The organism is Aeromonas sp. 604443, from assembly GCF_049170315.1.
GTDB classification, from domain to species: Bacteria; Pseudomonadota; Gammaproteobacteria; order Enterobacterales; family Aeromonadaceae; genus Aeromonas; species Aeromonas veronii_A.
On record NZ_JAAKMI010000011.1, the window covers coordinates 63102 to 85923 of the forward strand.

The 22822-nt window shown below is 57.6% G+C and carries 23 protein-coding genes; 8 read left to right on the forward strand and 15 right to left on the reverse strand.

Annotation, left to right across the window (positions count from 1 at the left end; genetic code table 11):
- Positions 1-4: 4 nt before the first annotated feature.
- The 11 genes from G5380_RS14975 to G5380_RS15025 all read right to left on the reverse strand — a co-directional run bounded on the left by G5380_RS14975 (position 5) and on the right by G5380_RS15025 (position 9459).
- Complete coding sequence (locus tag G5380_RS14975) at positions 5-241, reverse strand: helix-turn-helix transcriptional regulator (protein ID WP_194495378.1); 237 nt, start codon at positions 239-241, stop codon at positions 5-7.
- 164 nt (positions 242-405) lie between these two features.
- Positions 406-1437 (reverse strand): hypothetical protein, encoded by a 1032-nt coding sequence (locus G5380_RS14980; protein WP_194495380.1) that lies wholly within the window; start codon positions 1435-1437, stop codon positions 406-408.
- Between the two features lie 78 nt (positions 1438-1515).
- Positions 1516-2850: a tyrosine-type recombinase/integrase gene (locus G5380_RS14985; RefSeq protein WP_196783469.1), complete on the reverse strand. Its 1335-nt coding sequence runs from the start codon at positions 2848-2850 to the stop codon at positions 1516-1518.
- Positions 2851-3193: 343 nt separating this feature from the next.
- Positions 3194-4555: a tRNA uridine-5-carboxymethylaminomethyl(34) synthesis GTPase MnmE gene (gene mnmE / locus G5380_RS14990; protein WP_019445516.1), complete on the reverse strand. Its 1362-nt coding sequence runs from the start codon at positions 4553-4555 to the stop codon at positions 3194-3196.
- A gap of 98 nt (positions 4556-4653) precedes the next feature.
- A complete protein-coding gene (gene yidC / locus G5380_RS14995; RefSeq protein ID WP_421319262.1) occupies positions 4654-6300 on the reverse strand; it encodes a membrane protein insertase YidC in 1647 nt (548 codons plus the stop codon).
- 5 nt (positions 6301-6305) lie between these two features.
- Positions 6306-6554 carry a membrane protein insertion efficiency factor YidD gene (gene yidD, locus G5380_RS15000; protein ID WP_075116235.1) on the reverse strand — a complete coding sequence of 83 codons (249 nt, stop codon included), beginning with the start codon at positions 6552-6554 and terminating at the stop codon, positions 6306-6308.
- A complete protein-coding gene (rnpA, locus tag G5380_RS15005; protein ID WP_005342318.1) occupies positions 6521-6880 on the reverse strand; it encodes a ribonuclease P protein component in 360 nt (119 codons plus the stop codon). Before rnpA ends, yidD begins: the two co-directional genes overlap by 34 nt.
- Positions 6880-7014, reverse strand: a complete 135-nt coding sequence (gene rpmH / locus G5380_RS15010; protein WP_005307156.1) for a 50S ribosomal protein L34 — start codon at positions 7012-7014, stop codon at positions 6880-6882. The genes rnpA and rpmH overlap by 1 nt, the downstream gene beginning before the upstream one ends.
- A gap of 270 nt (positions 7015-7284) precedes the next feature.
- Entirely contained in the window at positions 7285-8019 is a 735-nt protein-coding gene (locus G5380_RS15015; RefSeq protein WP_005339311.1) for an amino acid ABC transporter ATP-binding protein, read from the reverse strand.
- A 12-nt stretch (positions 8020-8031) separates the two neighbouring features.
- Entirely contained in the window at positions 8032-8700 is a 669-nt protein-coding gene (locus G5380_RS15020; protein ID WP_013724235.1) for an amino acid ABC transporter permease, read from the reverse strand.
- The gene (locus G5380_RS15025) at positions 8701-9459 is read right to left on the reverse strand and encodes an amino acid ABC transporter substrate-binding protein (RefSeq protein ID WP_005339308.1); all 759 of its coding nucleotides are present in this window, start codon (positions 9457-9459) and stop codon (positions 8701-8703) included. It lies immediately after the preceding gene.
- 311 nt (positions 9460-9770) lie between these two features.
- Between G5380_RS15025 and dnaA the strand changes: the two genes are divergently transcribed.
- The 4 genes from dnaA to gyrB all read left to right on the forward strand — a co-directional run bounded on the left by dnaA (position 9771) and on the right by gyrB (position 15842).
- Positions 9771-11141, forward strand: a complete 1371-nt coding sequence (gene dnaA / locus G5380_RS15030; protein WP_005339307.1) for a chromosomal replication initiator protein DnaA — start codon at positions 9771-9773, stop codon at positions 11139-11141.
- An 83-nt stretch (positions 11142-11224) separates the two neighbouring features.
- Entirely contained in the window at positions 11225-12328 is a 1104-nt protein-coding gene (gene dnaN, locus G5380_RS15035; RefSeq protein ID WP_421352863.1) for a DNA polymerase III subunit beta, read from the forward strand.
- A gap of 2 nt (positions 12329-12330) precedes the next feature.
- On the forward strand, positions 12331-13434 hold the full coding sequence (gene recF, locus G5380_RS15040) for a DNA replication/repair protein RecF (RefSeq protein WP_005339305.1): 1104 nt from the start codon (positions 12331-12333) through the stop codon (positions 13432-13434).
- Positions 13431-15842 carry a DNA topoisomerase (ATP-hydrolyzing) subunit B gene (gyrB, locus tag G5380_RS15045; RefSeq protein ID WP_076494165.1) on the forward strand — a complete coding sequence of 804 codons (2412 nt, stop codon included), beginning with the start codon at positions 13431-13433 and terminating at the stop codon, positions 15840-15842. The genes recF and gyrB overlap by 4 nt, the downstream gene beginning before the upstream one ends.
- A 99-nt stretch (positions 15843-15941) precedes the next feature.
- Here the strand turns inward: gyrB and G5380_RS15050 are convergent, their stop codons facing one another.
- Both G5380_RS15050 and G5380_RS15055 read right to left on the reverse strand, forming a co-directional pair.
- Entirely contained in the window at positions 15942-16901 is a 960-nt protein-coding gene (locus G5380_RS15050) for a helix-turn-helix domain-containing protein (RefSeq protein ID WP_421352864.1), read from the reverse strand.
- Between the two features lie 92 nt (positions 16902-16993).
- Positions 16994-17764 (reverse strand): MBL fold metallo-hydrolase, encoded by a 771-nt coding sequence (locus G5380_RS15055; protein WP_421209811.1) that lies wholly within the window; start codon positions 17762-17764, stop codon positions 16994-16996.
- 280 nt (positions 17765-18044) lie between these two features.
- Between G5380_RS15055 and G5380_RS15060 the strand changes: the two genes are divergently transcribed.
- Both G5380_RS15060 and G5380_RS15065 read left to right on the forward strand, forming a co-directional pair.
- Positions 18045-18458 (forward strand): Hsp20 family protein, encoded by a 414-nt coding sequence (locus tag G5380_RS15060; RefSeq protein ID WP_005339298.1) that lies wholly within the window; start codon positions 18045-18047, stop codon positions 18456-18458.
- 92 nt (positions 18459-18550) lie between these two features.
- The gene (locus G5380_RS15065) at positions 18551-18991 is read left to right on the forward strand and encodes an Hsp20 family protein (protein WP_216949909.1); all 441 of its coding nucleotides are present in this window, start codon (positions 18551-18553) and stop codon (positions 18989-18991) included.
- A 72-nt stretch (positions 18992-19063) separates the two neighbouring features.
- On the opposite strand, the gene G5380_RS15070 is transcribed toward G5380_RS15065, so the two are convergent.
- On the reverse strand, positions 19064-20314 hold the full coding sequence (locus tag G5380_RS15070; protein ID WP_216949910.1) for a valine--pyruvate transaminase: 1251 nt from the start codon (positions 20312-20314) through the stop codon (positions 19064-19066).
- A 293-nt stretch (positions 20315-20607) separates the two neighbouring features.
- On the opposite strand from G5380_RS15070, the gene G5380_RS15075 reads away from it, so the two are divergent.
- A complete protein-coding gene (locus tag G5380_RS15075) occupies positions 20608-20841 on the forward strand; it encodes a hypothetical protein (RefSeq protein WP_005342304.1) in 234 nt (77 codons plus the stop codon).
- Here the strand turns inward: G5380_RS15075 and G5380_RS15080 are convergent.
- Entirely contained in the window at positions 20807-21595 is a 789-nt protein-coding gene (locus tag G5380_RS15080) for an AraC family transcriptional regulator (protein WP_421352865.1), read from the reverse strand. The genes G5380_RS15075 and G5380_RS15080 overlap by 35 nt on opposite strands.
- A gap of 92 nt (positions 21596-21687) precedes the next feature.
- Here G5380_RS15080 and G5380_RS15085 point away from each other — a divergent pair, with 92 nt between their 5' ends.
- A complete protein-coding gene (locus tag G5380_RS15085; protein WP_421352866.1) occupies positions 21688-22818 on the forward strand; it encodes a multidrug effflux MFS transporter in 1131 nt (376 codons plus the stop codon).
- Positions 22819-22822 lie beyond the last annotated feature (4 nt).

Here is a 22822-nt window from a genome sequence, read left to right on the forward strand (position 1 = left end):
CCTCCTATGCCTTGCGGCTCTTTTGGATTTGGGCGATGAGCCAGGCTTCCACTTCCTCTTCAACCCAGCCGACGGCCTTCGCACCAACAGAAACCGGCTTGGGGAAGGAAGGATCGTAATCCCTGGGGCGCTTCAGGTTGAGGCGCAGTTTGGCGTAGATAGTCGAGCGAGAAAGCCCTGTGCGGGCTTCAACCTGTTTGCGACGAAGAATAGTCAGTGCGGGTTTGATCTGTACGGCCATGTTTCGCTTTCTCCAGTTGAAGGTGAAGCGTCCCGGAACATGGTTTCGTACAATATGCATCGGGATTGCCTAGATCGAAGAAACTCAGCAAGTTTTCTGGGCATGAGTTTTCCGCCAACTGGGAAAACTCGCCTATTATTTTTCGCTCGAGTTTTCTTGCTTTTTTATCTAAATTTCCCCTTTAGCGCTTTGTTTACATCGTCATAGGTCACGATAGTATCGGGTGAGTTGATAACCACGTTAGCCACAATGGCCATTGCTTGCATGAGTGGCTTTGTCAAAGTGAAGTGGTACTGCTTAGCCAGTAGGTATCCAAAGGCCCTCAAGTATTCTGATTTCTGGCTATGCTGCCTTGAACTAGTCGCTGCTTCGATCACATCAGACTGGCTCGGTCTGAAATCACCCATCACGTTTGCCAGCGTACCAAGCATTGCTGTGAGTGTGGGGGCTGTATCCCATGCATAGCGCAAGCTATTCCTAAGCTCTTCTGCCGGGTCGATAACAATACTTTTGTCAGCAGGCATAAATTGCACGTTAAGGGTGGGGAAGGGCTCGTCGCTGACTAATGCTGGTTTTGCCTTGGGTATCTCTCGCTCCGGCTGGTCGCCGAGCAGGTAGCCCCGCTGGCCACGCCACATATGCAGATTACGTCCCCGATCTGCGTGGTTGTCGGTTTGCCGTAGTAAAGCTGGGATTGAATAGAGCTCATCCGGGCCGCTGATGCCAATATCCGAAAAGTGGTCAATTGCGTTAATCACAGTCTTTATTGAGTTGACTACCACGCCAGCCTGATCCGCAGCCCGCTTCGATTTGTCACGTGATTTTGCAAAGTCTTGGTGCGCAGCCCATGCCGCTCGGATGAAGTTTTCCCACTGCTGATCGTCGCTAAAAATACGCGTCAGCAGGGCGAATGGCTCTGCCATGCGCGGATCTTGTCCTAACCGGCAAAGGCAGGCCACCTCGACAGCGACACTGTCCCTATGTGCCAAGGCTTCGGCCCTTTGTATTCTCAAACTTGGTAGGTAGTCTTCTCGGCCTCGCTGTAGGAACGATTCAATCGTTCGTTCGATGCCTGATAAGATTTCTTCCGCATTAGCGAGGGATGAAGCCCACCCTTGTTGTTCCCGTGAATCTCCTTCAATCAACGTTGTTATTAATACCCGGACCGCTGCCGGGGTGTATGCTGGAAAGTCCATCTTAGCGCTCTGTTATGGTGTCCTCGGCTGTTCCGGTCTGTATACAGGGGTTAGCGTCTGGCGAGTTGAGATAATGGTTTATGTTGTCGATTGGTACGATTTTCCAAAGGGGCCGATGATGACCTTGCCGCGACCATCCTCAATCTGGCTATCCACGAAGTCAGCCCACCATTGCAGCATTTTCCGTCGTGGATCCAGATATTCGGCTTTGTTATAGATGCCTGCCACGCCTCCAACCTCATGGGCTAAGGCTTTCTCGATCCACTTGGAATTGAAGTGACCAGATTCATTCAGCTGAGTTGACGCCGTTCTGCGGAAGTCGTGAATGACAAAGTCCCTTACCTCGATGTCCAGTGTTCGAACTGCGACATTGAGGGTGGATTTAGAGATGGGCTTGTGCAGATCGCTGCGACTAGGAAATACCCATTCAGAGCCGCTTGATAACCCCTTCAACTCCTCGAACATAGCGACAGCTTGCCGAGATAGAGGAACGAGGTGGGCTTTGCTCATCTTCATGCGTTCGCCAGGAATTTCCCACATCGCCCCCTCAAGGTTGAACTCTTCCCAGCGGGCTTCGATCAGTTCCGATTTACGAACCATGCACAGGATGAGCAGGTGTAGGGCCAGCTTATGGGCGCGCTTCATGTTGGAGTGATAGATAGTCCGCAACAGGATTCCGATTTCATCTGGTCTCAGGGCCATGTCCCGGCTTCTCGCTCTGGCGATGTATTTCGCCTCGATAGCCGTGGCAGGATTGAAGGTGATCTTTTGCCGCCCGATGGCATAGGAAAACAGCCGCTTCAACACGTTACGGGTTTGCAGCGCCATTTGATCGGCACCGCGATTTTTGATCTTGTCAGTAATGGAGAGGATGTCAGTGACCGTCACATCGGTGATTTGCTTGCTGCCAATCGCCGGGATCACGTCCTTTTCCAGAATGCGCTTGATGTTGCGAGGGTTACTGTTCGCGGGTTCGGCAATTTTGGCATACCAGTGCCAAGCAAACGCTTCCACCGTATCGCCCGCTCTGAGCGCTTCCTCTTTCTCTCTGGCTTTTTCGACAGCCTTCAAGCACCACTCGCGGATAAACAACTGGGCCAGATCTCTGGCTCCGAGGGTGGCGTCACCAGGGATAGGATCGCCTCGCTTCAAGGCCATTGGGGAGAGGCCACGACCGGCTAATGCTTTACAGTCATCGCGCCAGCTACGGGCTTCGGAGAGGGAATAGGCAGGATAGTTGCCCAATGTGATTTTTTCTTGCTTGCTACCACGCCCACCGACTCGGTAACGCAGTCGCCACACCATTGACCCACCCGGCATGACGTCAAGATGAAGCCCACCTTCGTCGGTTTTGGTGTATGGCTTTTCGCCCGGTTTGAGATTTCGTAGCTTCGTATCCGATAGAGCCATCATTCACCTCCATTTGAGCCCCGTGTTCCCATGGGAATTGCATCACCATGGGAACACCAATCATCATGGGAACACATCTCTGCAGGCCTTTATCCATAAGGCATGCGGCGATATTCCATCCTCCATGTGTTCCCATGAAAAGTGATATCTCCATCTCAAAAATAGACCACTTGGGAACACATCCGACCATTCATGGGAACACATTTTTTGATCATGGGAACAAATATGGGAACACATATTGGTGGATTTCTGCGGAACGTACAAGACAGAAAAAGAACAAAAAGCCCGCAATTACGCGGGCTTATGGGTTGTTTGCGGAATAATTAGGACCATTCCGGAACCGGAATTATTTTCCGATACAGAAGCTGGAGAAGATACGGCCCAGCAGATCGTCGGAGCTGAATTCGCCGGTGATCTCGGAGAGGGACTCCTGCGCCAGGCGCAGCTCTTCGGCTACCAGCTCGCCAGCCACGAACACTTCCAGTTGCTCCTTGGCCACCAGCAGGCGCTCGGCGGCGCGCTCCAGCGCATCCAGATGGCGGCGGCGGGCCATAAAGCCCCCTTCGGTGTTGCCCTGGAAGCCCATGCAGGCTTTCAGGTGCTCGCGCAGGGCGGGCAGCCCCAGCTCGGTCTTGGCGGAGATGCGGTAGACGGCGTGGCCCTGCTCCTGGCTCGGTGCCAGATCCTCGCCGGTCAGGTCGGCCTTGTTGCGAATGACGGTGAGGCCGATGTTTTTTGGCAACCGATCAACAAATTCCGGCCAGATCTCTCGCGGGTCGACCGCATCCGTGGTGGTGCCATCCACCATAAACAGCACCCGATCGGCCTGTTCAATCTCGGCCCAGGCGCGTTCGATACCGATCTGCTCCACCTTGTCCTGAGTGTCGCGCAGACCGGCGGTGTCGATGATGTGCAGCGGCATGCCATCGAGATGGATGTGTTCGCGCAGCACGTCGCGGGTGGTGCCAGCAATCTCGGTGACGATGGCCGACTCGCGGCCCGCGAGGGCATTGAGCAGGCTCGATTTGCCGGCGTTGGGACGACCGGCGATCACCACCTTCATCCCTTCCCGCAGCAGAGCGCCCTGTTTGGCTTCCCCGCGCACGTCGTCCAGCTCGGACATGATGGCGTAGAGGTCGCCCGCCACCTTGCCGTCGGAGAGGAAGTCGATCTCCTCGTCCGGGAAGTCGATGGCCGCTTCCACATAGATGCGCAGCCGGATCAGGCTCTCCACCAGTTGCTGGATTTTGCTGGAGAACTGCCCCTGCAGGGAGTGCATGGCGCTGCGGGCGGCCTGTTCGCTGGAGGCTTCAATAAGGTCAGCGATAGCTTCGGCCTGGGCCAGATCCAGCTTGTCGTTGATGAAGGCGCGCTCGCTGAACTCGCCGGGGCGGGCAGGACGAATGCCGTCGATTTTCAGAATGCGGCGGATCAGCATGTCCATGATGACGGGGCCGCCGTGGCCCTGCAGCTCCAGCACGTCCTCGCCGGTGAAGCTGTTGGGGGCTTTGAACAGCAGGGCGATGCCCTGATCCAGTACCTGGCCTTGCTCATCCTTGAACGGCAGATATTCGGCGTAGCGCACCCGCGGGAGCTTGCCGAGCACTATCCCGGCGACCTGTTCGGCGGCGGGGCCGGAGACCCGGACTATGCCGACGCCACCACGGCCTGGCGCGGTGGCCTGGGCCACGATCGTATCTGTTGTCATCTTGCTTGGCTCGTTTGTTCGCTGATAGGAAAACGTAGTGGGGACATTGTAATAAAAAAGGCGGCCCGAAGGCCGCCTCTTTTGTCATCACGGGAAGATTAGCTGCGTGAATGCAGTCCTTTCTTCTCCAGCTGACGATAGATGATGGTCTGCTGGATGATGGAGATGACGTTGCTCACCAGCCAGTAAAGAGTCAGGCCAGCCGGGAACCAGAGGAACATGAAAGTGAAGATGATCGGCATGAACTGCATCACTTTCTGCTGCATCGGGTCGGTGATGGTGGTCGGGCTCATCTTCTGCAGATACCACATGGAGGCACCCATGAGGATTGGCAGCACGAAGAAGGGGTCCTTCACTGACAGGTCAGTGATCCACAGGGCAAACGGCGCGTGACGCAGTTCAACGGACTCCATCAGTGCCCAGTAAAGGGCGATGAAGATCGGCATCTGAACCAGGATCGGCAGGCAGCCACCCAGCGGGTTGACCTTCTCCTTCTTGTACAGCTCCATCATGCCCTGAGACATCTTCTGGCGGTCATCGCCGAAGCGCTCGCGCAGGGCCGCAATCTTGGGTTGCAGCATGCGCATCTTGGCCATGGAGGTGTACTGGGCCTTGGTCAGCGGGAACATGATGCCGCGCACCAGCAGGGTCAGCATGATGATGGCCAGACCCCAGTTCTGGACGAAACCGTGGAACACGGTCAGCAGCCAGTGCAGCGGTTGGGCGATGAACCACAGCCAGCCGTAGTCGACAGTCAGGTCGAGGTGGTTAGCCACCTTGGCCATCTGGTCTTGCAGCTTGGGACCGACCCACAGCTTGCTGGTCACTTCGGCCTGTTGGCCGGCAGCCACGTCAACCAGCGGCGCCTTGTAACCGATGATGGCCTGGCCTTTACCAGGGATCACACGGCTGTAGAAGCTGTTGGCATCGTCGGCATTCGGAGCCCAGGCAGAGACGAAGTAGTGTTGCAGCATGGCGACCCAACCACCCTTGGTGGTCTTGTTCAGGTCGGCATCCTTCATCTCGTCGAAGGTGTACTTCTTGTAGCGGGTATCTTCAGTGGAGAAGGCACCACCACGGTAAGCGCTGGCTACCATGGCATGACCTTCCTGATCCTTCGGCGTTGCTACGGTCTGCTTCAGCTGACCATAGAACTGCACCTGAACCGGCTCGGCAGATTTGTTGTCGATCTTGTAATCAACGCCAACGGCATAGTCGCCACGCTTGAGGATGAACTCCTTGGTGAAGACCACGCCCTTGCTGTCGGTCCAGGTCATCGGAACGACGACTTGATCCTGACCATCGGCCAGCTGATAGCTGGTCTGGGCGGCTTCATAGGTAGGACGACCTTCGGCCTGACTGTCCGGACCGTTGCGACCCACCAGACCGCTCTGGGCGATATAGAGGTGCTCAGGCTTGCTGGTCAGCAGCACGAACGGTTGGTCCTTGCCCTCTTCCAGTTTGTGAGACAGCAGTTCGGCAGACACGATGTCGCCACCCTGGGTATCCAGGGTCAGCTTGAGCACGTCAGAGGAGACGGTGATCAGCTTGCGTGCGGCAGTCGCATTGGCTTGCTCGGAAACCTGAGGAATATCACCGGTCTGACCGGCTTCAGGTACGAAATGTTCGGTTTGGGCCACGGTAGTCGGGGCCGGCTTCGGAGCCTTGTCGGACTCCCACTGTTGCCAGAGCAGAAAGCTCACGAACAGCAAACCGATCAGGAGTAGATTGCGTTGTGATTCCATAGTTTTCAGTTTCTTCGCTTTGGTTGCGGAACCGGGTCATAACCACCCTCGGATAAGGGATGGCATTTTAATAGACGTTTGCTGGCTAACCAAACGCCTTTTATGAAACCGTGAAGTCGGATGGCTTCTATCGCAAATTGGGAACAAGTTGGAGTAAAACGGCAGCGCGGCCCGAGCAGAGGGCTAATGATTAGCTGATACAGGCGTATCAGTTTGATAGCTACCCATTGCAACGGCGTGACAGGGTGCGCCATAGCTTTTCCAGTAACTTGAACAGTTCCTCGTTATCCATCTCTTTCACACCGGCCTTGGCGATCACCACGATGTCGATAGCGGGCAGCTGATGTTGTTTGAGGCGGAAACTTTCCCGAACCACCCGTTTGACACGATTACGCCAAACGGCACGCTTGAGTGCTTTTTTGGGCACAGCGAGACCAAGACGAGGGTGTTCGAGCGAATTGGGAGAAGCGAGAAGGGTAATCTGCGGAGAGGCGGCCCGGACAGGCTCGGCGAAAACGCGTTTGAAGTGTTCGGGAGTTAACAGACGTAACTCCCGAGAGAAGGTGTGCTGGGTAGGCATTAGACTACCAGGCGGGCACGACCCTTGGCACGACGAGCGGCCAGAACTTTACGACCGTTGGCAGTTGCCATGCGGGCGCGGAAACCGTGAGAGCGCTTGCGCTTCAGGTTGGACGGTTGAAAAGTACGTTTCATGATTCGATTCCGTATTTCTGTACAGTTTTGATTGTCACACTTAGCCGACGCGCCAGCTATAGCGTGTGACGACTAGCAAAAGAGGCCGAATTCTAAACAGAGTTCGGCTTTTAGTCAATCCGCCGTTCCCTCTCATCCTGCCATGGTCTTGAAAAGGCCACTGCCGAGCGTGAGGATCCAGAGGATCAAGGGCTCCGGATTATACTGGCAACCCGGGGTTAAACAAGGGATCCCTCAATAAAAAAGGCGGCCAGGCCGCCAAAGAGAGAGCTATTTAAGGACTTTCCGCAAGAACTCCCGGGTACGGGGATCCTTGGGATCGACCAATATCTGATCCGGCGGGCCCTGCTCGACGATCCGCCCCCCTTCCATGAAGATCACCCGATCGGCAACATCACGAGCAAATTCAATCTCATGAGTCACCACCACCATGGTCTGGTGCTGGCGGGCCAACTCTTTCATCAGTCCCAAAACCTCATCGACCCACTCGGGATCGAGGGCCGAGGTGGGCTCGTCAAACAGGATCACCTTGGAGTGGGCCGCCATGGCGCGGCCAATGCCGACCCGCTGCTGCTGGCCGCCGGAGAGCGACGCCGGATAGGCATCCTGCTTGTCGGCGAGGCCAATGTCCTTGAGGATGCCGAGCGCTGTGGCGCGGGCCTCCGCTTTTGGCTGCTTCCAGACGGTGATCAGCCCTTCGGCGATGTTGTCGAGCGCTGTTTTGTTGGCAAAAAGGGCGTAGTTCTGGAACACGAAGGAGGCCCGCTTGCGCAGCTCGATCGCCTGCTGCTCACTGGCCTTGGCCAGATTGAGCTCGAGATCGTCGATGGCCAGGGTGCCCGCATCCGGGGTCTCCAGCAGGTTCAGGCAGCGCAACAGGGTCGACTTGCCGGTGCCGGAGGGGCCGATGATGACGACAATTTCCCCCTTTTTGACCTCCAGATCGATGCCGTTGAGCACCTGATTGCCGTGATATGCCTTGGAGAGGCCGGTTAGCTTGATCATGAGAGCCCTCCTTTAATAGGCACGGTTAAGACGAATTTCCAGCAGATGCTGCAAGCGGGTAAAGAAGATCACCACTACCCAGTAGATCAGCGCCACCGCCATAAAGCTCTCGAAGAACTTGAAGGAGGAGGAGGCTTCCATCTGCGCTTTGCCCATGATCTCGGCCACTCCCAGGGTGAACGCCAGCGAGGTGCTTTTGATCATGTCGATGAAGTAGTTCATCAGCGACGGAGTGGCGATACGGGCCGCCTGCGGCAGGATGATCCGCTGCATCGCCTGATAACGGCTCATGCCGATACTGAGCGCCGCTTCCATCTGGCTTTTGTGAATGCCGAGGATGGCTGCGCGGATCGACTCGGCCATGTAGGCGGCGAAGTGCAGGGTCAGACCGACGATGGCGGCAGTAAAGGCATCCATCCCCACGAAGATCGGGAACAGTTGCGGCAGTCCGTAGTAGAGCAGGAACAGCTGAACGAGTAGCGGTGTACCTCGAAAGAACGAGATATAGAGCATCGCCAGCCAGTGAATCGCGGGGACGCGAAACACCCGTACTATCGCCAGGGCTAGCGAGAGTACGAGTGCCAGCACGAATCCCCACAGGGCCATTTCCATCGTGGTGCCCAGGTATTTGAGCAGGATGGGAAACAGCCCCAGCGTGTATTCGAGGTCAAATTCCATCATTTATTTGTCGGTGATGTCGGAAGCGAACCATTTCTCGGAGATCTGACGCAGGGAGCCATCCTTGCGCATGGCAGTCAGGGCCTCGTCGACCTTCTTCAGCAGCGCCTGTTTCTCCGGGGTCTTCAGGAAGGGCAGGGCGTTCTCGATAGTCTCGAACGGTGCGCCAGCCTGTTGCAGCGGCAGCTTGGACTCCTTGATCAGCTGGGCGGTGGAGACGCGGTCCATCACGAAGGCGTCGATGCGACCCAGGGCGACATCCTGCTCGAAGGCGGAGTCATAGGTGCGGATATCGATCTTCTTGTTCGGGTCGTTCTTGCGCAGCAGCTCTTCGAAGTTGGAACCCAGGTTCACGGCCACCTTCTTGCCTTCCAGATCCTTGATGCCATGAATGGTGCTGTTGCCCTTGCGTACTACGATCTGGGCGCCGTCATAGACGTAAGGCTGGGAGAAGTCGTACTTAGCCTTGCGCTCGTCGGTGATGGTGATCTGGTTGGAGATGGTGTCGATGCGGCCGGTTTCCAGCATGCCGAACAGGCCGGAGAAGCTGGCAGTCACGAATTCGACCTTGTAGCCGGTACGCTCGCCGATCTGGTTCCACATATCCACTTCAAACCCTTGCAGCTTGTCCTGCTTGACGAAGGTGAACGGGAAATATTTGCCAGACATGCCGACCTTGATGGTCTCCTGGGCGATGGCCTGACCGGACAGGGTGGCGAGCAGGATGGCTGCGCCGGAAATCAGTTTGATGGATGTTTTCATGGTGTTTCTCTCTCTCAATGTCTTGTATTTGTAGTTGTAATAACTGGTTTGGCCCTGATGTTATTGGAATAAAATTTAAAAAATAAATGACATTTGGTTATATGAAATAACAGGAGAGAAGCACGGGATCGACCAATCCGGACGGTGGATCAAGCTGTGGGTAACTTTGGGGATGAAATCCGATCCAAAGGCGCTGGATCCTTGAAAGTCAAGGATCTTATTTGCTGGATCCACCGGGCGATGGCTGGAGATCCGGCGGCTAAAAACGTAGAATAGCCGGTCTTTAGTTAATCAATCGACAGGAGTTTAGAGTGACTGCTTCGCTATGGCAGCAGTGCCTTAACCGGCTGCAAGATGAGTTGCCCTCGGCAGAATTCAGCATGTGGATCCGGCCGCTTCAAGCGGAGTTGAGTGACAATACTCTGACCCTGTATGCACCGAATCGCTTTGTTCTGGACTGGGTACGAGACAAGTATCTCATCCGGGTTAACGGCATCATCAACGAACTCTGCGGGGTCGACGGCCCCGCCCTGCGTTTTGATATAGGCAATCGTCCCCATCCTGTTGCTGTCGCCAGAGCGCCGGTACAGGGTGCCGCGCCTGTGAATAACTTGCAGAAGAGCTGGGAAAGCAAGGCTGAAGCCAAGCCCGAGCCGAACCACAAGAGCAACACCAACGTGAACTATACCTTCGAGAATTTCGTCGAGGGTAAGTCCAACCAGTTGGCGCGTGCGGCTGCCCGTCAGGTAGCGGACAATCCGGGTGGTGCTTACAACCCGCTGTTCCTCTATGGCGGCACCGGCCTTGGTAAAACCCACCTGCTGCACGCCGTTGGCAATGCCATCAAGGAGAGTAAAAAAGATGCCAAAGTCATCTATATGCACTCCGAGCGGTTTGTTCAGGACATGGTGAAAGCGCTGCAAAACAACGCCATTGAAGAGTTCAAGCGTTACTACCGCAGCGTCGATGCCCTGCTCATCGATGACATCCAGTTCTTCGCCAACAAGGAGCGCTCCCAGGAGGAGTTCTTCCATACCTTCAATGCCTTGCTGGAAGGTAACCAGCAGATCATCCTGACCTCGGATCGCTATCCGAAGGAGATCAACGGTGTCGAGGATCGCCTCAAGTCCCGCTTCGGCTGGGGCCTGACCGTGGCGATCGAACCGCCGGAGCTGGAGACCCGTGTCGCGATCCTGATGCGCAAGGCAGACGAGAACCAGATCCATCTGCCGGACGAAGTGGCCTTCTTCATTGCCAAACGTCTGCGATCCAACGTCCGTGAACTGGAAGGCGCCCTCAACCGGGTGATCGCCAACGCCAACTTCACCGGCCGTGCCATCAACATCGATTTCGTGCGCGAAGCGCTGCGCGACCTGTTGGCACTGCAGGAGAAGCTGGTCACCATCGACAACATCCAGAAGACGGTGGCGGAGTACTACAAGATCAAGCTGGCGGATCTTCTCTCCAAGCGTCGTTCCCGCTCTGTTGCCCGTCCGCGCCAACTGGCGATGGCACTGGCCAAGGAGCTGACCAACCACAGTTTGCCGGAGATAGGTGATGCCTTTGGTGGTCGTGACCACACTACCGTTCTTCATGCCTGCCGCAAGATCGAGCAGCTGAAGGAGGAGAGTCACGACATCAAGGAGGACTATTCCAACCTGATCCGTACCCTTTCTTCCTGATAACGGAATCGAGTGGACAGATGCAGCGCGAATATTCCAACCTGATCCGAATCTTTTCCTCCTAATCACAACGGAGAGCACAGATGCAGCTCGAAATTAGCCGTGAGGCCCTGTTACGTCCTCTGCAGCTGGTGTCCGGCGCCCTCGGCGGCCGACCGACCCTGCCGATCCTCGGCAACGTGCTGCTTGATGTCAGCAACGGTCTGCTGTCACTGACCGGTACCGATCTCGAAGTAGAGATGATCGGTCAGGTCTATCTGAACGGGGCCAGCGAAGATGGCCGCACCACAGTACCGGCGCGCAAGCTGCTGGATATCTGCCGTGGTCTGCCGGAAGGCGCCGAGATCCGTCTCAATACCGAAGGGGAGCGCCTGATCATCCGATCCGGTCGCTCCCGCTTCAACCTCTCGACCCTGCCGGCGACCGAGTATCCGAACATCGAGGATTGGGAATCCGTGCTCGAGTTCGATATCAGCCAGCTGGAGCTGAAGAAGCTGATCGATGCGACCCAGTTCTCCATGGCCAGCCAGGATGTGCGTTACTACCTGAACGGCATGCTGTTCGAGAGTGAAGGTCACGGTCTGCGTACCGTGGCGACCGACGGTCACCGTCTGGCCACCTGCCGCCGCGAGGTCGTAGGGGAATCGCTGCCCGATCATCAGGTTATTCTGCCGCGCAAAGGGGTATTGGAGCTGGTGCGTCTGCTGGAAGCAGAAGACAAGCCGGTGCGGCTGCAGATCGGCCGCAGCAACCTGCGTGCCGCCCTCGATGGCTTCATCTTCACCTCCAAGCTGGTGGATGGCCGCTTCCCGGATTGGCGTCGCGTCATTCCGCGCAACAGCGACAAGGCCCTGATCGCCGGCCGTGAGGATCTGCGTCAGGCGTTTGCCCGCGCCGCCATCCTCTCCAACGAGAAATTCCGTGGGGTGCGTCTCAATCTGCAGGAAAACCTGCTGCGCATCACCGCCAACAACCCGGAGCAGGAAGAAGCCGAAGAGCTGCTTGACGTACAATATGCCGCTGGCGAGATGGAGATCGGCTTTAACGTCTCTTATGTGCTCGACGTGCTGAATACGTTAAAATGTGACCAAATTCAGATTAGCCTGAGCGATTCCATCAGCAGTGCCATTATTGAGGATTTTGAACATCAGGATGCTCAGTACGTGGTGATGCCGATGCGGATCTAGTCGTGTCCCTGGTCAAACTCCAGCTCAGCGACTTTCGCAATATCCAGCAAGCCAGTCTCAAGCTGTCGCCCGGCCTCAACATTCTGGTCGGGTGCAATGGCAGCGGCAAGACCAGCGTGCTGGAAGCCATTCACTACCTTGGTCTGGGGCGCTCCTTTCGCACTCATTTGACCGGGCGGGTCATCCGCCAGGGGGAGAGGGCGTTTACCCTGTTTGCCCAGTGCGAGCTGGAGGGGCGTCAGGTACCTATCGGTCTTGCCAAAGACAAGAGTGGCGAGACCCAGCTCAAGATTGCCGGGGCACAGGCCCAGCGGCTTGCCGATTTGGCGGAGCTGTTGCCGGTGCAGTTGATCCATCCCGATGGCTTCAACCTGCTGACGGGCGGGCCTCAGGCTCGCCGCGCCTGGCTCGATTGGGGCGTTTTCCATCAGGAGCCAACCTTCTTTGCCCTCTGGGGACGAGTGCGGCGGCTGCTGAAACAGCGCAATGCGCTGCTGCGCCAGAGCACCCAGTACCGCCAGCTGGCGTTCTGGGATCAGGAGTTGGTGCGGCTGGGTGGTGAGCTGGCCGAGTTTCGCGCCAGTTATTGTCAGGCCATTACGCCCCTGATCAAGGAAATGACGGCGGATTTTCTGCCGGAATTCGATATCAGTCTCGGCTTTTACCGGGGCTGGGAGAAAGATACTCCCCTCGGCGATCTGCTGGAGGCGGGGTTTGAGCGGGATCGGGCGCTGGGCTATACCGGTGTCGGTCCACAAAAAGCCGATGTGCGCCTCAAGGCGAACGGGGTGCCCGCTCAGGATATTTTGTCCCGGGGTCAGCTGAAGTTGCTGGTCTGCGCCATGCGACTGGCCCAAGGGCTCTATTTGAATCAACATAGCAGCCGTGGCTGTATTTTTTTAATTGACGATTTTGCCTCTGAACTGGATGTCGACAAGCGCCGCTTGCTGGCCGCAAGGCTGAAGCAGTGTGCGTCCCAGGTGTTTATCACCGCCATCGACACCGGTCAGCTCGCAGACATGATGGATGCGAATGACTGCAAGTTGTTCCACGTGGAACAGGGTAAAATCTCCGAAACGTTAGAGAAGGCAGAGAGTAAGCTATGAGTGAAAATACTTACGACTCCTCGAATATCAAGGTGCTGAAGGGCCTGGATGCGGTCCGCAAGCGCCCGGGGATGTATATCGGCGATACGGATGATGGCTCGGGTCTGCACCACATGGTGTTCGAGGTCGTCGATAACTCCATTGACGAGGCGCTCGCTGGCTACTGCTCCGATATTCAGGTCAAGATCCATTCCGATGGCTCCGTCTCCGTGCGCGATAACGGCCGTGGTATTCCGGTCGATATTCACCCGGAAGAGGGCCGATCCGCTGCCGAAGTCATCATGACCGTGCTGCACGCTGGCGGTAAGTTCGATGACAACTCCTACAAGGTTTCCGGTGGTCTGCACGGCGTCGGCGTCTCCGTTGTTAACGCGCTCTCTGACAAGCTGCTGCTGACCATTCGTCGTAACGGCCACGTCTACGAACAGACCTATCATCTGGGTGAGCCGCAAGCGCCGCTCAAGCAGATTGGCGACAGCACCGGCACCGGTACTGAAGTTCGCTTCTGGCCGAGCCCGACCATCTTCAGCGACACCCTGTTCCACTACGAGATCCTGGCCAAGCGCCTGCGCGAGCTCTCCTTCCTCAACTCCGGTGTTTCCATCCGTCTGATGGATGAGCGTGACGGCCGTGAGGCGCACTTCTGTTACGAAGGCGGCATCAAGGCGTTCGTTGAGTACCTGAACCAGAACAAGACCCCGATCCACCCGAAGGTGTTCCATTTCACCACCGAGCAGGATGGTATCGGCGTTGAAGTGGCGATGCAGTGGAACGACGCCTATCAGGAAGGGGTCTACTGCTTCACCAACAACATCCCGCAGCGGGATGGTGGTACTCACCTTGTTGGCTTCCGTACCGCACTGACCCGTACTCTGAACTCCTATATGGACAAAGAGGACTACAGCAAGAAGGCCAAGTCTGCCGCCAGTGGCGACGACGTGCGTGAAGGTCTGATTGCCGTTATCTCCGTCAAGGTGCCGGATCCCAAGTTCTCCTCCCAGACCAAGGACAAGCTGGTCTCTTCCGAAGTGAAGACCGCCGTTGAACAGGCGATGGGTGAGAAGCTGGCCGACTTCCTGCTGGAAAACCCGGGCGATGCCAAGATTGTGGTCAACAAGATCATCGATGCGGCCCGTGCCCGCGAAGCGGCCCGCAAAGCCCGCGAACTGACCCGCCGCAAAGGCGCGCTGGATATCGCCGGTCTGCCCGGCAAGCTGGCTGACTGTCAGGAAAAAGACCCGGCTCTCTCCGAACTCTACATAGTGGAAGGGGACTCTGCTGGCGGTTCCGCCAAGCAGGGTCGCAACCGTAAAAACCAGGCCATCCTGCCGCTCAAGGGTAAAATCCTGAACGTAGAGAAGGCCCGTTTCGACAAGATGATCTCCTCGCAAGAGGTGGGCACCCTGATCACCGCACTGGGTTGCGGTATCGGTCGCGACGAGTACAACCCGGACAAGCTGCGTTATCACAACATCATCATCATGACCGATGCGGACGTCGATGGTGCGCACATCCGAACCCTGCTGCTGACCTTCTTCTATCGTCAGATGCCGGAAATCATCGAACGCGGCTACGTCTACATCGCCCAGCCGCCGCTCTACAAAGTGAAGAAGGGCAAGCAGGAGCAGTATCTGAAAGACGAAGATGCGCTACTGCAATACCAGACCGCCATGGCGCTTGATGGTGCTACCCTGCACGTCAACGAGTCTGCCCCGGCCATCGGTGGCGAGGCGCTGGAGCGTCTGGTCAACCAGCACCGCTCGGTGACTCACCTGATCACCCGCATGTCTCGTCGTGCGCCCGAAGCCGTGCTGACCCAGCTGATCTATCAGCCGGAGTTGAACGAAGCACTGCTGAACAGCGAGAGCGATCTGCTGGCCTGGTGTCAGGGTATGGAAGCCGTGCTCAACGAGAGCAACCACGGTATCCAGTACCAGATCCAGGTTCGTCGTGACGAAGAGCGCAGCCTGTACGTGCCGCACGCCGTAGTACGTCAGCACGGTGTCGACCGTGAATATCCGCTTAGCTACGACTTCCTGCAGTCCGGTGAATACCGTCAGCTGGTTTCGCTGGGCAAGGAGATCGCCAACCTGATTGAGGAAGGTGGTTTCATCAAGCGTGGCGAGAAGGTGAAGCCGGTTGCCAACTTTGTGGAAGCCGTCGAGTGGTTGATGGGCGAAGGCAAACGCGGCATCTACATCCAGCGCTATAAAGGGCTGGGTGAGATGAACCCGGACCAGCTGTGGGAAACCACCATGGATCCGGAAGCCCGTCGTATGCTGCGCGTCACCATCGACGACGCCGTCGGTGCTGACCAGCTCTTCTCCACCCTGATGGGTGATGCCGTTGAGCCCCGTCGTGACTTTATCGAGACCAACGCCCTGCGCGTAGCCAACCTCGACGTCTAATCGACGCAGTCAGACAGCAAAAAGCCGCTCCCTGTGAGCGGCTTTTTGTTTTTGGGCGAAAGAAGTTGCACGTTCCACGTGAAACATCGTGCTTTGGTATCAGGGGTTTTGGCCACGAAAAGATCGTCGCCACTCGCTGGGGGAGATGGCAAAGCGGGCACGAAAGTGATTGCGCAGGGAGGTGGCACTCTTGAAGCCGACCAGCTCGGCGATGCGATCGATGGAATGGCCGCTTACCTCCAGCAGCTCCTGACTGCGCCTGAGCCGCTCCGCCAGCAGCCATTCCCCCACCGAGAGGCCGGTTGCCTGATGAAAACGGCGGGTAAAGGTGCGCCGACTCATCAGGGTATGGGCTGCCAGAGAGTCCAGGGTGTGAGGCTCGGCCAGATGGGCACGCAGGTGATCGAGCAACTGGTTCATCCGGACATCGCGCGTGGAGGCGGGCACCGGCTGCTCGATAAACTGGGCCTGACCCCCTTCCCGGTGGGGCGGGATCACCAGCCGCCGTGCCACCTTGTTGGCGATGGCCGAGCCGTGGTACTGGCGTACCAGATAGAGGCAGCAGTCCAGCCCGGCGGCAGTGCCTGCCGAGGTGACAAGCCCTTCGTCATCCACATAGAGGGCGTTGGTATCGAGCTGCACGCAGGGAAAGCGGTGGCAGAAATCTTGCTCGTACTCCCAGTGGGTCGATGCCTTGCGACCATTGAGCAGCCCGGCGTAGGCGAGCACATAGGTACCGAGGCAGAGCCCGACCAGCCGGGCACCTCTGGCTCTGGCGGCAATCAGGGCATCGAGCAGCGCTGCTGGTGGCCGTGCTGCCGGGTCGTGCCAGAAGGGGATGACGATGATCTCCGCCTCGGCCAGCACCTCCAGCCCATGAGGAGCCTGAATGGTGAATCCTTGCGCCGAGTGTGAATGAGGGTTGCCATCACCGCAGCAGATCTTGAGCTCGAACAGCGGCTGGCCCGGCAGGATATCACCGAAGATGAGGCAGGGGACGGCGCAGTGAAAAGGGCTGAAGTGATCGAAGGTCACCACGGCAACGATCGGGGTGGTCATGGTGTTGGCTCCTCTCTGCGCTCAGACCACTCATCATAATCGTTCGGTAGTGAAAGCCGAAGGGCCATGTCTGGCATGGGCCCTCCTGCGGGTCACAGCGATATCGCCTCGCCATCTTGCGGCACCCGTACCCGATCCATCATGCCCCGTTCCGACAGATAGTCGCGCAGCTCTAGGCGTGACAGCACGGCGTGGTTGACCGCCTCCATATGGCTGGCGATCAGCGTGGCTTGCGGTGCGGCCTGATAAACGGCGGCGACATCCTCCTTGCCCATGATGATGGAACCGAGTCCGGGCACCTGTGCATCGCCACAGTTGAGGATGATGACCTCAGGCTGATGCTGTTGCAGGGCTTGCTCGACCGTGGGATGCCAGATGGTATCACCGGCCAGATAGAGGCACTGCTCATCGGGGTGGGTGAAGACCACGCCGCATACCTCTCCCATGCGCTCGCCCAGTACCGCCATCAACTGGTCGCTGCCGTGTTGGCCACCGGTCTGCTGCAGGCGAATGCCGGCAAACTCGGGCTGGTCGCTCAGCAGGCGCACATCCTCAAAGCCACTGGCACGAATGGCATCGGCATCTTTCTGATGTTGTACCAAGAGCGGCAGATGCTTGGGGATCTTGGCTCTGGCGGCATCATCCCAGTGGTCGGGATGGTCGTGGGTGACGATAACGGCGTCCACATCGACCAGCTCATCGATCGGTAGCGGCAGCTCGACCAGCGGATTGCGCAGCTGGCTGTTGGCGGTGCCCTCAAAGCCGGGGAAGGCTCCCTTGGCCGAGAGCATGGGGTCGATCAGAAAGCGGGTGCCGGCATAGTCGAGCAGCAAGGTGGCGTTGCGAACCTGGGTAATCTTCATGGGGTGGCTCCATGTTGGCTGGTGTATATGCAACCAATTATGGGGTGCGGAGCGCATTGCCATCAGTGGCCCACGGGTCGATTATCATCACTATCGGGCCAACAGGTTGATGTTCTACAGACCGGCGCGGCCATTTAAAAAATTTGAAAAAATCCCCTTGAAAGCAAAAAGTGAGCCCCTATATAGGTAACAAGGCCGGAACGCTCGACAGAGGTTTCGACCAGGCGCCCGTCCATAAGGAGGGCAAACAATCCGTTATCGCTCATAAGAGGGTAATACTATGCGTTCTATCGACTTTTCTCCGCTCTATCGTTCTGCCATCGGTTTCGATCGTCTGGCCAATCTCATCGAATCTGCGGCCAGCAATGGCAATGCCGGTTATCCCCCCTACAACATCGAGCAGTTGGGTGACAACGACTACCGCATCAGCATGGCGGTGGCGGGCTTTACCCAGGAAGAGCTGGAGCTGAGCTTTCAGGAAAATCTGCTGACTGTGAAGGGCAACAAGCAGGCCGACACCGGGCGCAACTATCTCTATCAGGGGATTGCCGAACGTGGTTTCGAGCGTCGCTTCCAGTTGGCCGATTATGTGCGGGTGAAAGGGGCCGACCTGAAAAACGGCTTGCTGCACATCGAACTGGTGCGTGAAGTGCCCGAGGCGATGAAGCCGCGCAAGATAGAGATCAACGGCTGATAGCCTGAATTCACTGAAATTATAAAATTTCCCGGGTGCCGATGACGGGCCTGTGGAGAGTTGAACCTGTTGCTTATTAGAAGGATAGGATTATGCGTAACCTCGATTTTTCTCATCTCTATTCCAACGCCGTCGGCTTCGAGCGGATGGCCCGCGAGCTGGAAGGTCTGTTCGAGCAGAAGACCGCCGCTTACCCTCCGTACAACATTGAAAAGCGCGATCAGGATGGCTATCGCATCACGGTCGCCGTGGCTGGCTTCGAGCGCGAAGAGCTGGAGCTGGAGACCGAAAACGGCACCCTCAAGGTGAAGGGGTGCAAAGGGGCTGCGGCCGGTGAGCGTCAGTTCCTCCATCAGGGGATTGCCGAGCGCGACTTCGAGCTCGCCTTCAAGCTGAGCCAGCACGTGGAAGTGCAGGGCGCCAAGCTGGAGCATGGTCTGTTGACCATCGATCTGGCGCGCGAACTGCCGGAGGCGCTCAAGCCCCGCACCATCCCCATCGGCAAACCCGAGCAGCTGGCGCTGCCCGGCTAAGCAAACCGGATCGCGATAAACAATAAAGGCCTGCAGATGCAGGCCTTTCTGTTTTTGGCTGGCCGGACTGACTTAGCCGGCGTAGAGGGCGTTTATTTCATCGGCCAGAATGGCGATGCCGCGGCGAACCAGCTCCTCGCTTTGGGAGTAGTTGAGGCGGATGCACTCCTGGCTGTGGCGCCACTCTGGGTCGTCGATGCCGGGGAAGAAGTAGTGACCCGGCACGATCAGCAGGTTCTTCGCCTTCAGTCGCTCATAGAGCTCCTGACAGTGGATCGGTAAACCCTCGAACCAGAGCCAGAGGAAGAGGGCGCCTTCCGGCTTGTGGATATGGAAGCGCGGGTCGGGGATCGCTTCGCGCAGCAGCTGCACCGCCAGCTCCGCTTTCTGCTGATAGAAGGGCTTCACCACCTGTTCGCTGAGGGCGATGATCTCGCCGCTCTCGATCATCGGGATGGTGATGGCGGGCCCCAGACTGCCCGGCGCCAGATTGATGATGCCGCTCAGGTTGGTGATGGCCTGGATGATCTTCTCGTCGGCGATGACGATGCCGCAGCGGGTGCCTGGCAGGCCGAGTTTGGAGAGGCTCATGCAGAGGATGGTGTTGGCGTTCCAGAACGGCTTGGCTTCGCTGAAGATGATGCCCGGGAAGGGGACGCCGTAGGCGTTGTCGATCAGCAGCGGAATCCCCTTGTCGCGGGCGATCTGATCGAGGTGTTCGATCTCTTCGTCGGTCAGCACGTTGCCAGTGGGATTGGTGGGACGGGAGACGCAGATCACCCCGATATCGTCACCTACCTGAAGACTCTCGAAATCCACGTGGTATTTGAACTGGCCATCGGGCAGCTTCTCGATGGTGGGCTTGTAGGCCACGAAGTAGTCGTCGGTCAGCGCCGAGTCGGCATAGCCGATGTATTCGGGGGCGAGCGGGAACAGCACCTTCTTCTTGCGGCCATCGGCAAATTCGCCGGCCAGCAGGTTAAACAGGTAGAAGAAGGCATTCTGGCTGCCGTTGGTCAGGGCGATATTGCGAGCCGAGATATCCCATCCCAGCTCCTTGCTGAGCAGGGCTGCCAGCGCTTTGGTGAACCTGTCTTTGCCCTGTGGGCCGTCGTAGTTGGCCATCGCTTTGACCAGCTCGCCGTTGTCGAGCAGGCTCTTGGCCTCGGCCTGAAAGCGTTCCAGCATGGCGGGGATGGGGGCCGGATTGCCGCCACCCAGCATGATGGCATCCGGATTGGTCAGCCCCTGATTGAGGTCATCCATGAGTTGGGTAATGCCGGCGTGGCGAGTGAACTTCTCGCCGAACAAGGAAAATTCCATTCAGTGACAGATCCAGATTTGAGTTACGGGGATGTAGCACCATAGCTCAGTTTAAAAGCGGGTGTCGATCAAAAAGATGGGACGTTCCACGTGGAACATGGTGCAAAAATCAAACGTGGTTAAAAGCACCAACTGTTGGTTTAAAAATGACCGAGCGGGATGCATTTTGCGACTCAATTTGGTATCGAGATATAGTTAACTTAAACAAAATCATCATGTTATGAATTGCGTGAGGATTGGCACAACTATTGGAATAGTTATCTGGTCATCTCAACCATACCGGAGCAAACCAGATGAAAAGCCTGATCGCTACCCTGATTGTGAGTGCCCTGAGCCTGAACGTGATGGCCAACGAAAACCCGCGGCCCGAGCTGGAGAGTGCCCAGCTGGAGCAGGATGTGCAGAGCGAATTGCAACAGGCATCCCATGCCGTGGTGCAGGATGCGTTGCACAATCTCAAGCCGCTGGCGCTGGATACCCTGGTTGTGGAAGCTAGTCAGGCTGTGGCGACTCACCCCGAGAGTTGAGGTAGCGCAGGGGGGTCTGTCCTGTATGTTGTTTGAAGAAGCTGATGAAGGCGCTGTCGCTGGAGAACTCCAGCGCAGCGGCAATCCGGCTGATGGACTCGCTTTCGGCCAACAGCTCCATGGCCCGCAACAGCCGCCACTGCTGACGCCATGCCTGATAGCTCATGCCGGTCTCCCGCATAAAGATGCGGCCAATGGTCTTGTCGCTGGTGCCTATCTGTCCGGCTAACTGATTGAGCCGCTCCGGCAGGGCATCTCCCCGCTTCAACTGCTGTAGCCAGTCGCCCAGTCTGGGATCGGTCGGCAGCGGCAACTGCCACGACTCCCGCGGCGCCAGCCCCAACTCCTCCATAAACAGTGCCACCGTCCGTTGCTGCTGCTCTTGCGGTTTGTCCCACGGCCAGAGCGCCATCCGTTCGATCAGTTCGTGCAGCAGCGGATTGACCGCCAGCACCTCCACCGTGCCGGGCAACTCGGGGTACGGCTGGAAGTAGAGGGAGCGGTAGGCAACGACACCGCGCATCAAGATCCTGTGTGCGGTGCCTGCAGGCAGCCAGGCGGCGCGGGTAGGCGGCAGCAGGCAGACCCGACCTTCCAGCTCCATGGTCATGCAGCCGGATTGGGCGAACAGCAGCTGATGGCGTTGATGTTGATGCAGGCCCGAGTCGTGCCAGCCGAGTGCGGAGGCAATGCCGATCACGCTGCCCGTCAGCTGGTCGGGGTCAAAAGGGTGATCGGGAAGAATAAAGGCCATATGTCCGATTTTTGATGTTTATAGTCCTGCTTATTGTAATCAGACAATCGGCATCTCTCTAGAATGGCGACCTCTTGTGAAGGAGGTTTGTCATGAACAACAAGTTGCCACCGCTCTGGCTGGTGGTGGGATTGATGATGTTTCCCCAAATTGTGGAGACCATCTACAGCCCGGTACTGACCCACATCGCCAGCCAGTTTCAGGTGAGCGAAGGGCAGGCATCCCAGACCCTGTCGGTCTATTTTCTGGCGTTTGCGGTAGGCGTGGTCTGCTGGGGACGGCTCTGCGATCTGATTGGGCGGCGTCCCGCCATGCTGGCCGGTCTGCTCACCTATGGTGTAGGCACCCTGCTGGCGCTGCTGGCCAACCAGTTTGAAACCCTGCTGCTGGCCCGGGTCATCTCGGCCTTTGGTGCCGCCGTGGGATCTGTGGTGACCCAGACCATGCTGCGCGACAGCTATCAGGGCAGCGATCTGGCGCGGGTCTTCTCGGTGATGGGCATTGCGCTCTCACTCAGTCCGGTGCTGGGGCTGCTCAGTGGCAGTCAGCTGGCGAGCTGGTTTGGCTATCTCGGGGTGTTCAGCGGTCTGCTGATACTGGCGGTAGGCTTGCTGCTGGTGGCCTGCTGGCAGCTGCCGGAAACCCGTCCGGCCACCACCCGGCAAGTCGCACTCTGGCCGCTGGCGTGTCGGATGATGAAGGATGGCGGACTCTGGCGCAGTGCCATGCTGGTCGCCCTGTTCAACACCATGCTGTTTGGTTACTACAGTCTGGCGCCGTTCCTGTTTGCCGGATTGGGATTGAGCACCGGCGAGTTTGGCTATTCGGGGATCTTGCTAGCGCTGGCGACTCTGCTCGGCAGCCTGCTCAACAAGCATCTGCTGGGGAGGGGATGGCTGCCGTCCTCTCTGATCAGACTGGCTTGCGTTTTGGCACTGGTCGCCGGGCTGCTGGTCTGGACGACTCAGGCCAGCCTCTGGTTCCTGCTGCCCATGATGGGAATCGTGGTGGCCTTCGGACTGGCGATCCCCAACGTGCTGAGTCAGGCGCTGCTGGCCTATCGCGAGGTGGCGGGCAGTGCTGGCGCCCTGTTCGGGCTTGGTTACTACCTGCTGCTCAGTCTGGGATTGGCGGTGGCGGCCGGATTGCAGGATCTCGGCCTGTTGCTCAGTGGCTGTGGTCTGCTGGCACTGCTTTGCTGCGGGCGTCGTCGTTCCACGTGAAACG

What these genes read in the sequence shown, in the direction of transcription:
- mnmE (WP_019445516.1), bottom strand. Translation starts at nt 4,555, where the DNA reads ATGACAACAGATACGATCGTGGCCCAGGCCACCGCGCCAGGCCGTGGT.
- G5380_RS14985 (WP_196783469.1), bottom strand. Translation starts at nt 2,850, where the DNA reads ATGATGGCTCTATCGGATACGAAGCTACGAAATCTCAAACCGGGCGAA.
- G5380_RS15065 (WP_216949909.1), top strand. Translation starts at nt 18,551, where the DNA reads ATGCGTAACCTCGATTTTTCTCATCTCTATTCCAACGCCGTCGGCTTC.
- G5380_RS15075 (WP_005342304.1), top strand. Translation starts at nt 20,608, where the DNA reads ATGAAAAGCCTGATCGCTACCCTGATTGTGAGTGCCCTGAGCCTGAAC.
- G5380_RS15015 (WP_005339311.1), bottom strand. Translation starts at nt 8,019, where the DNA reads ATGATCAAGCTAACCGGCCTCTCCAAGGCATATCACGGCAATCAGGTG.
- G5380_RS14980 (WP_194495380.1), bottom strand. Translation starts at nt 1,437, where the DNA reads ATGGACTTTCCAGCATACACCCCGGCAGCGGTCCGGGTATTAATAACA.
- G5380_RS15055 (WP_421209811.1), bottom strand. Translation starts at nt 17,764, where the DNA reads ATGAAGATTACCCAGGTTCGCAACGCCACCTTGCTGCTCGACTATGCC.
- G5380_RS15085 (WP_421352866.1), top strand. Translation starts at nt 21,688, where the DNA reads ATGAACAACAAGTTGCCACCGCTCTGGCTGGTGGTGGGATTGATGATG.
- G5380_RS14975 (WP_194495378.1), bottom strand. Translation starts at nt 241, where the DNA reads ATGGCCGTACAGATCAAACCCGCACTGACTATTCTTCGTCGCAAACAG.
- G5380_RS15020 (WP_013724235.1), bottom strand. Translation starts at nt 8,700, where the DNA reads ATGATGGAATTTGACCTCGAATACACGCTGGGGCTGTTTCCCATCCTG.
- G5380_RS15060 (WP_005339298.1), top strand. Translation starts at nt 18,045, where the DNA reads ATGCGTTCTATCGACTTTTCTCCGCTCTATCGTTCTGCCATCGGTTTC.
- rnpA (WP_005342318.1), bottom strand. Translation starts at nt 6,880, where the DNA reads ATGCCTACCCAGCACACCTTCTCTCGGGAGTTACGTCTGTTAACTCCC.
- gyrB (WP_076494165.1), top strand. Translation starts at nt 13,431, where the DNA reads ATGAGTGAAAATACTTACGACTCCTCGAATATCAAGGTGCTGAAGGGC.
- G5380_RS15070 (WP_216949910.1), bottom strand. Translation starts at nt 20,314, where the DNA reads ATGGAATTTTCCTTGTTCGGCGAGAAGTTCACTCGCCACGCCGGCATT.
- G5380_RS15025 (WP_005339308.1), bottom strand. Translation starts at nt 9,459, where the DNA reads ATGAAAACATCCATCAAACTGATTTCCGGCGCAGCCATCCTGCTCGCC.
- dnaN (WP_421352863.1), top strand. Translation starts at nt 11,225, where the DNA reads ATGCAGCTCGAAATTAGCCGTGAGGCCCTGTTACGTCCTCTGCAGCTG.
- rpmH (WP_005307156.1), bottom strand. Translation starts at nt 7,014, where the DNA reads ATGAAACGTACTTTTCAACCGTCCAACCTGAAGCGCAAGCGCTCTCAC.
- G5380_RS15080 (WP_421352865.1), bottom strand. Translation starts at nt 21,595, where the DNA reads ATGGCCTTTATTCTTCCCGATCACCCTTTTGACCCCGACCAGCTGACG.
- G5380_RS15050 (WP_421352864.1), bottom strand. Translation starts at nt 16,901, where the DNA reads ATGACCACCCCGATCGTTGCCGTGGTGACCTTCGATCACTTCAGCCCT.
- yidD (WP_075116235.1), bottom strand. Translation starts at nt 6,554, where the DNA reads ATGGCGCACCCTGTCACGCCGTTGCAATGGGTAGCTATCAAACTGATA.
- yidC (WP_421319262.1), bottom strand. Translation starts at nt 6,300, where the DNA reads ATGGAATCACAACGCAATCTACTCCTGATCGGTTTGCTGTTCGTGAGC.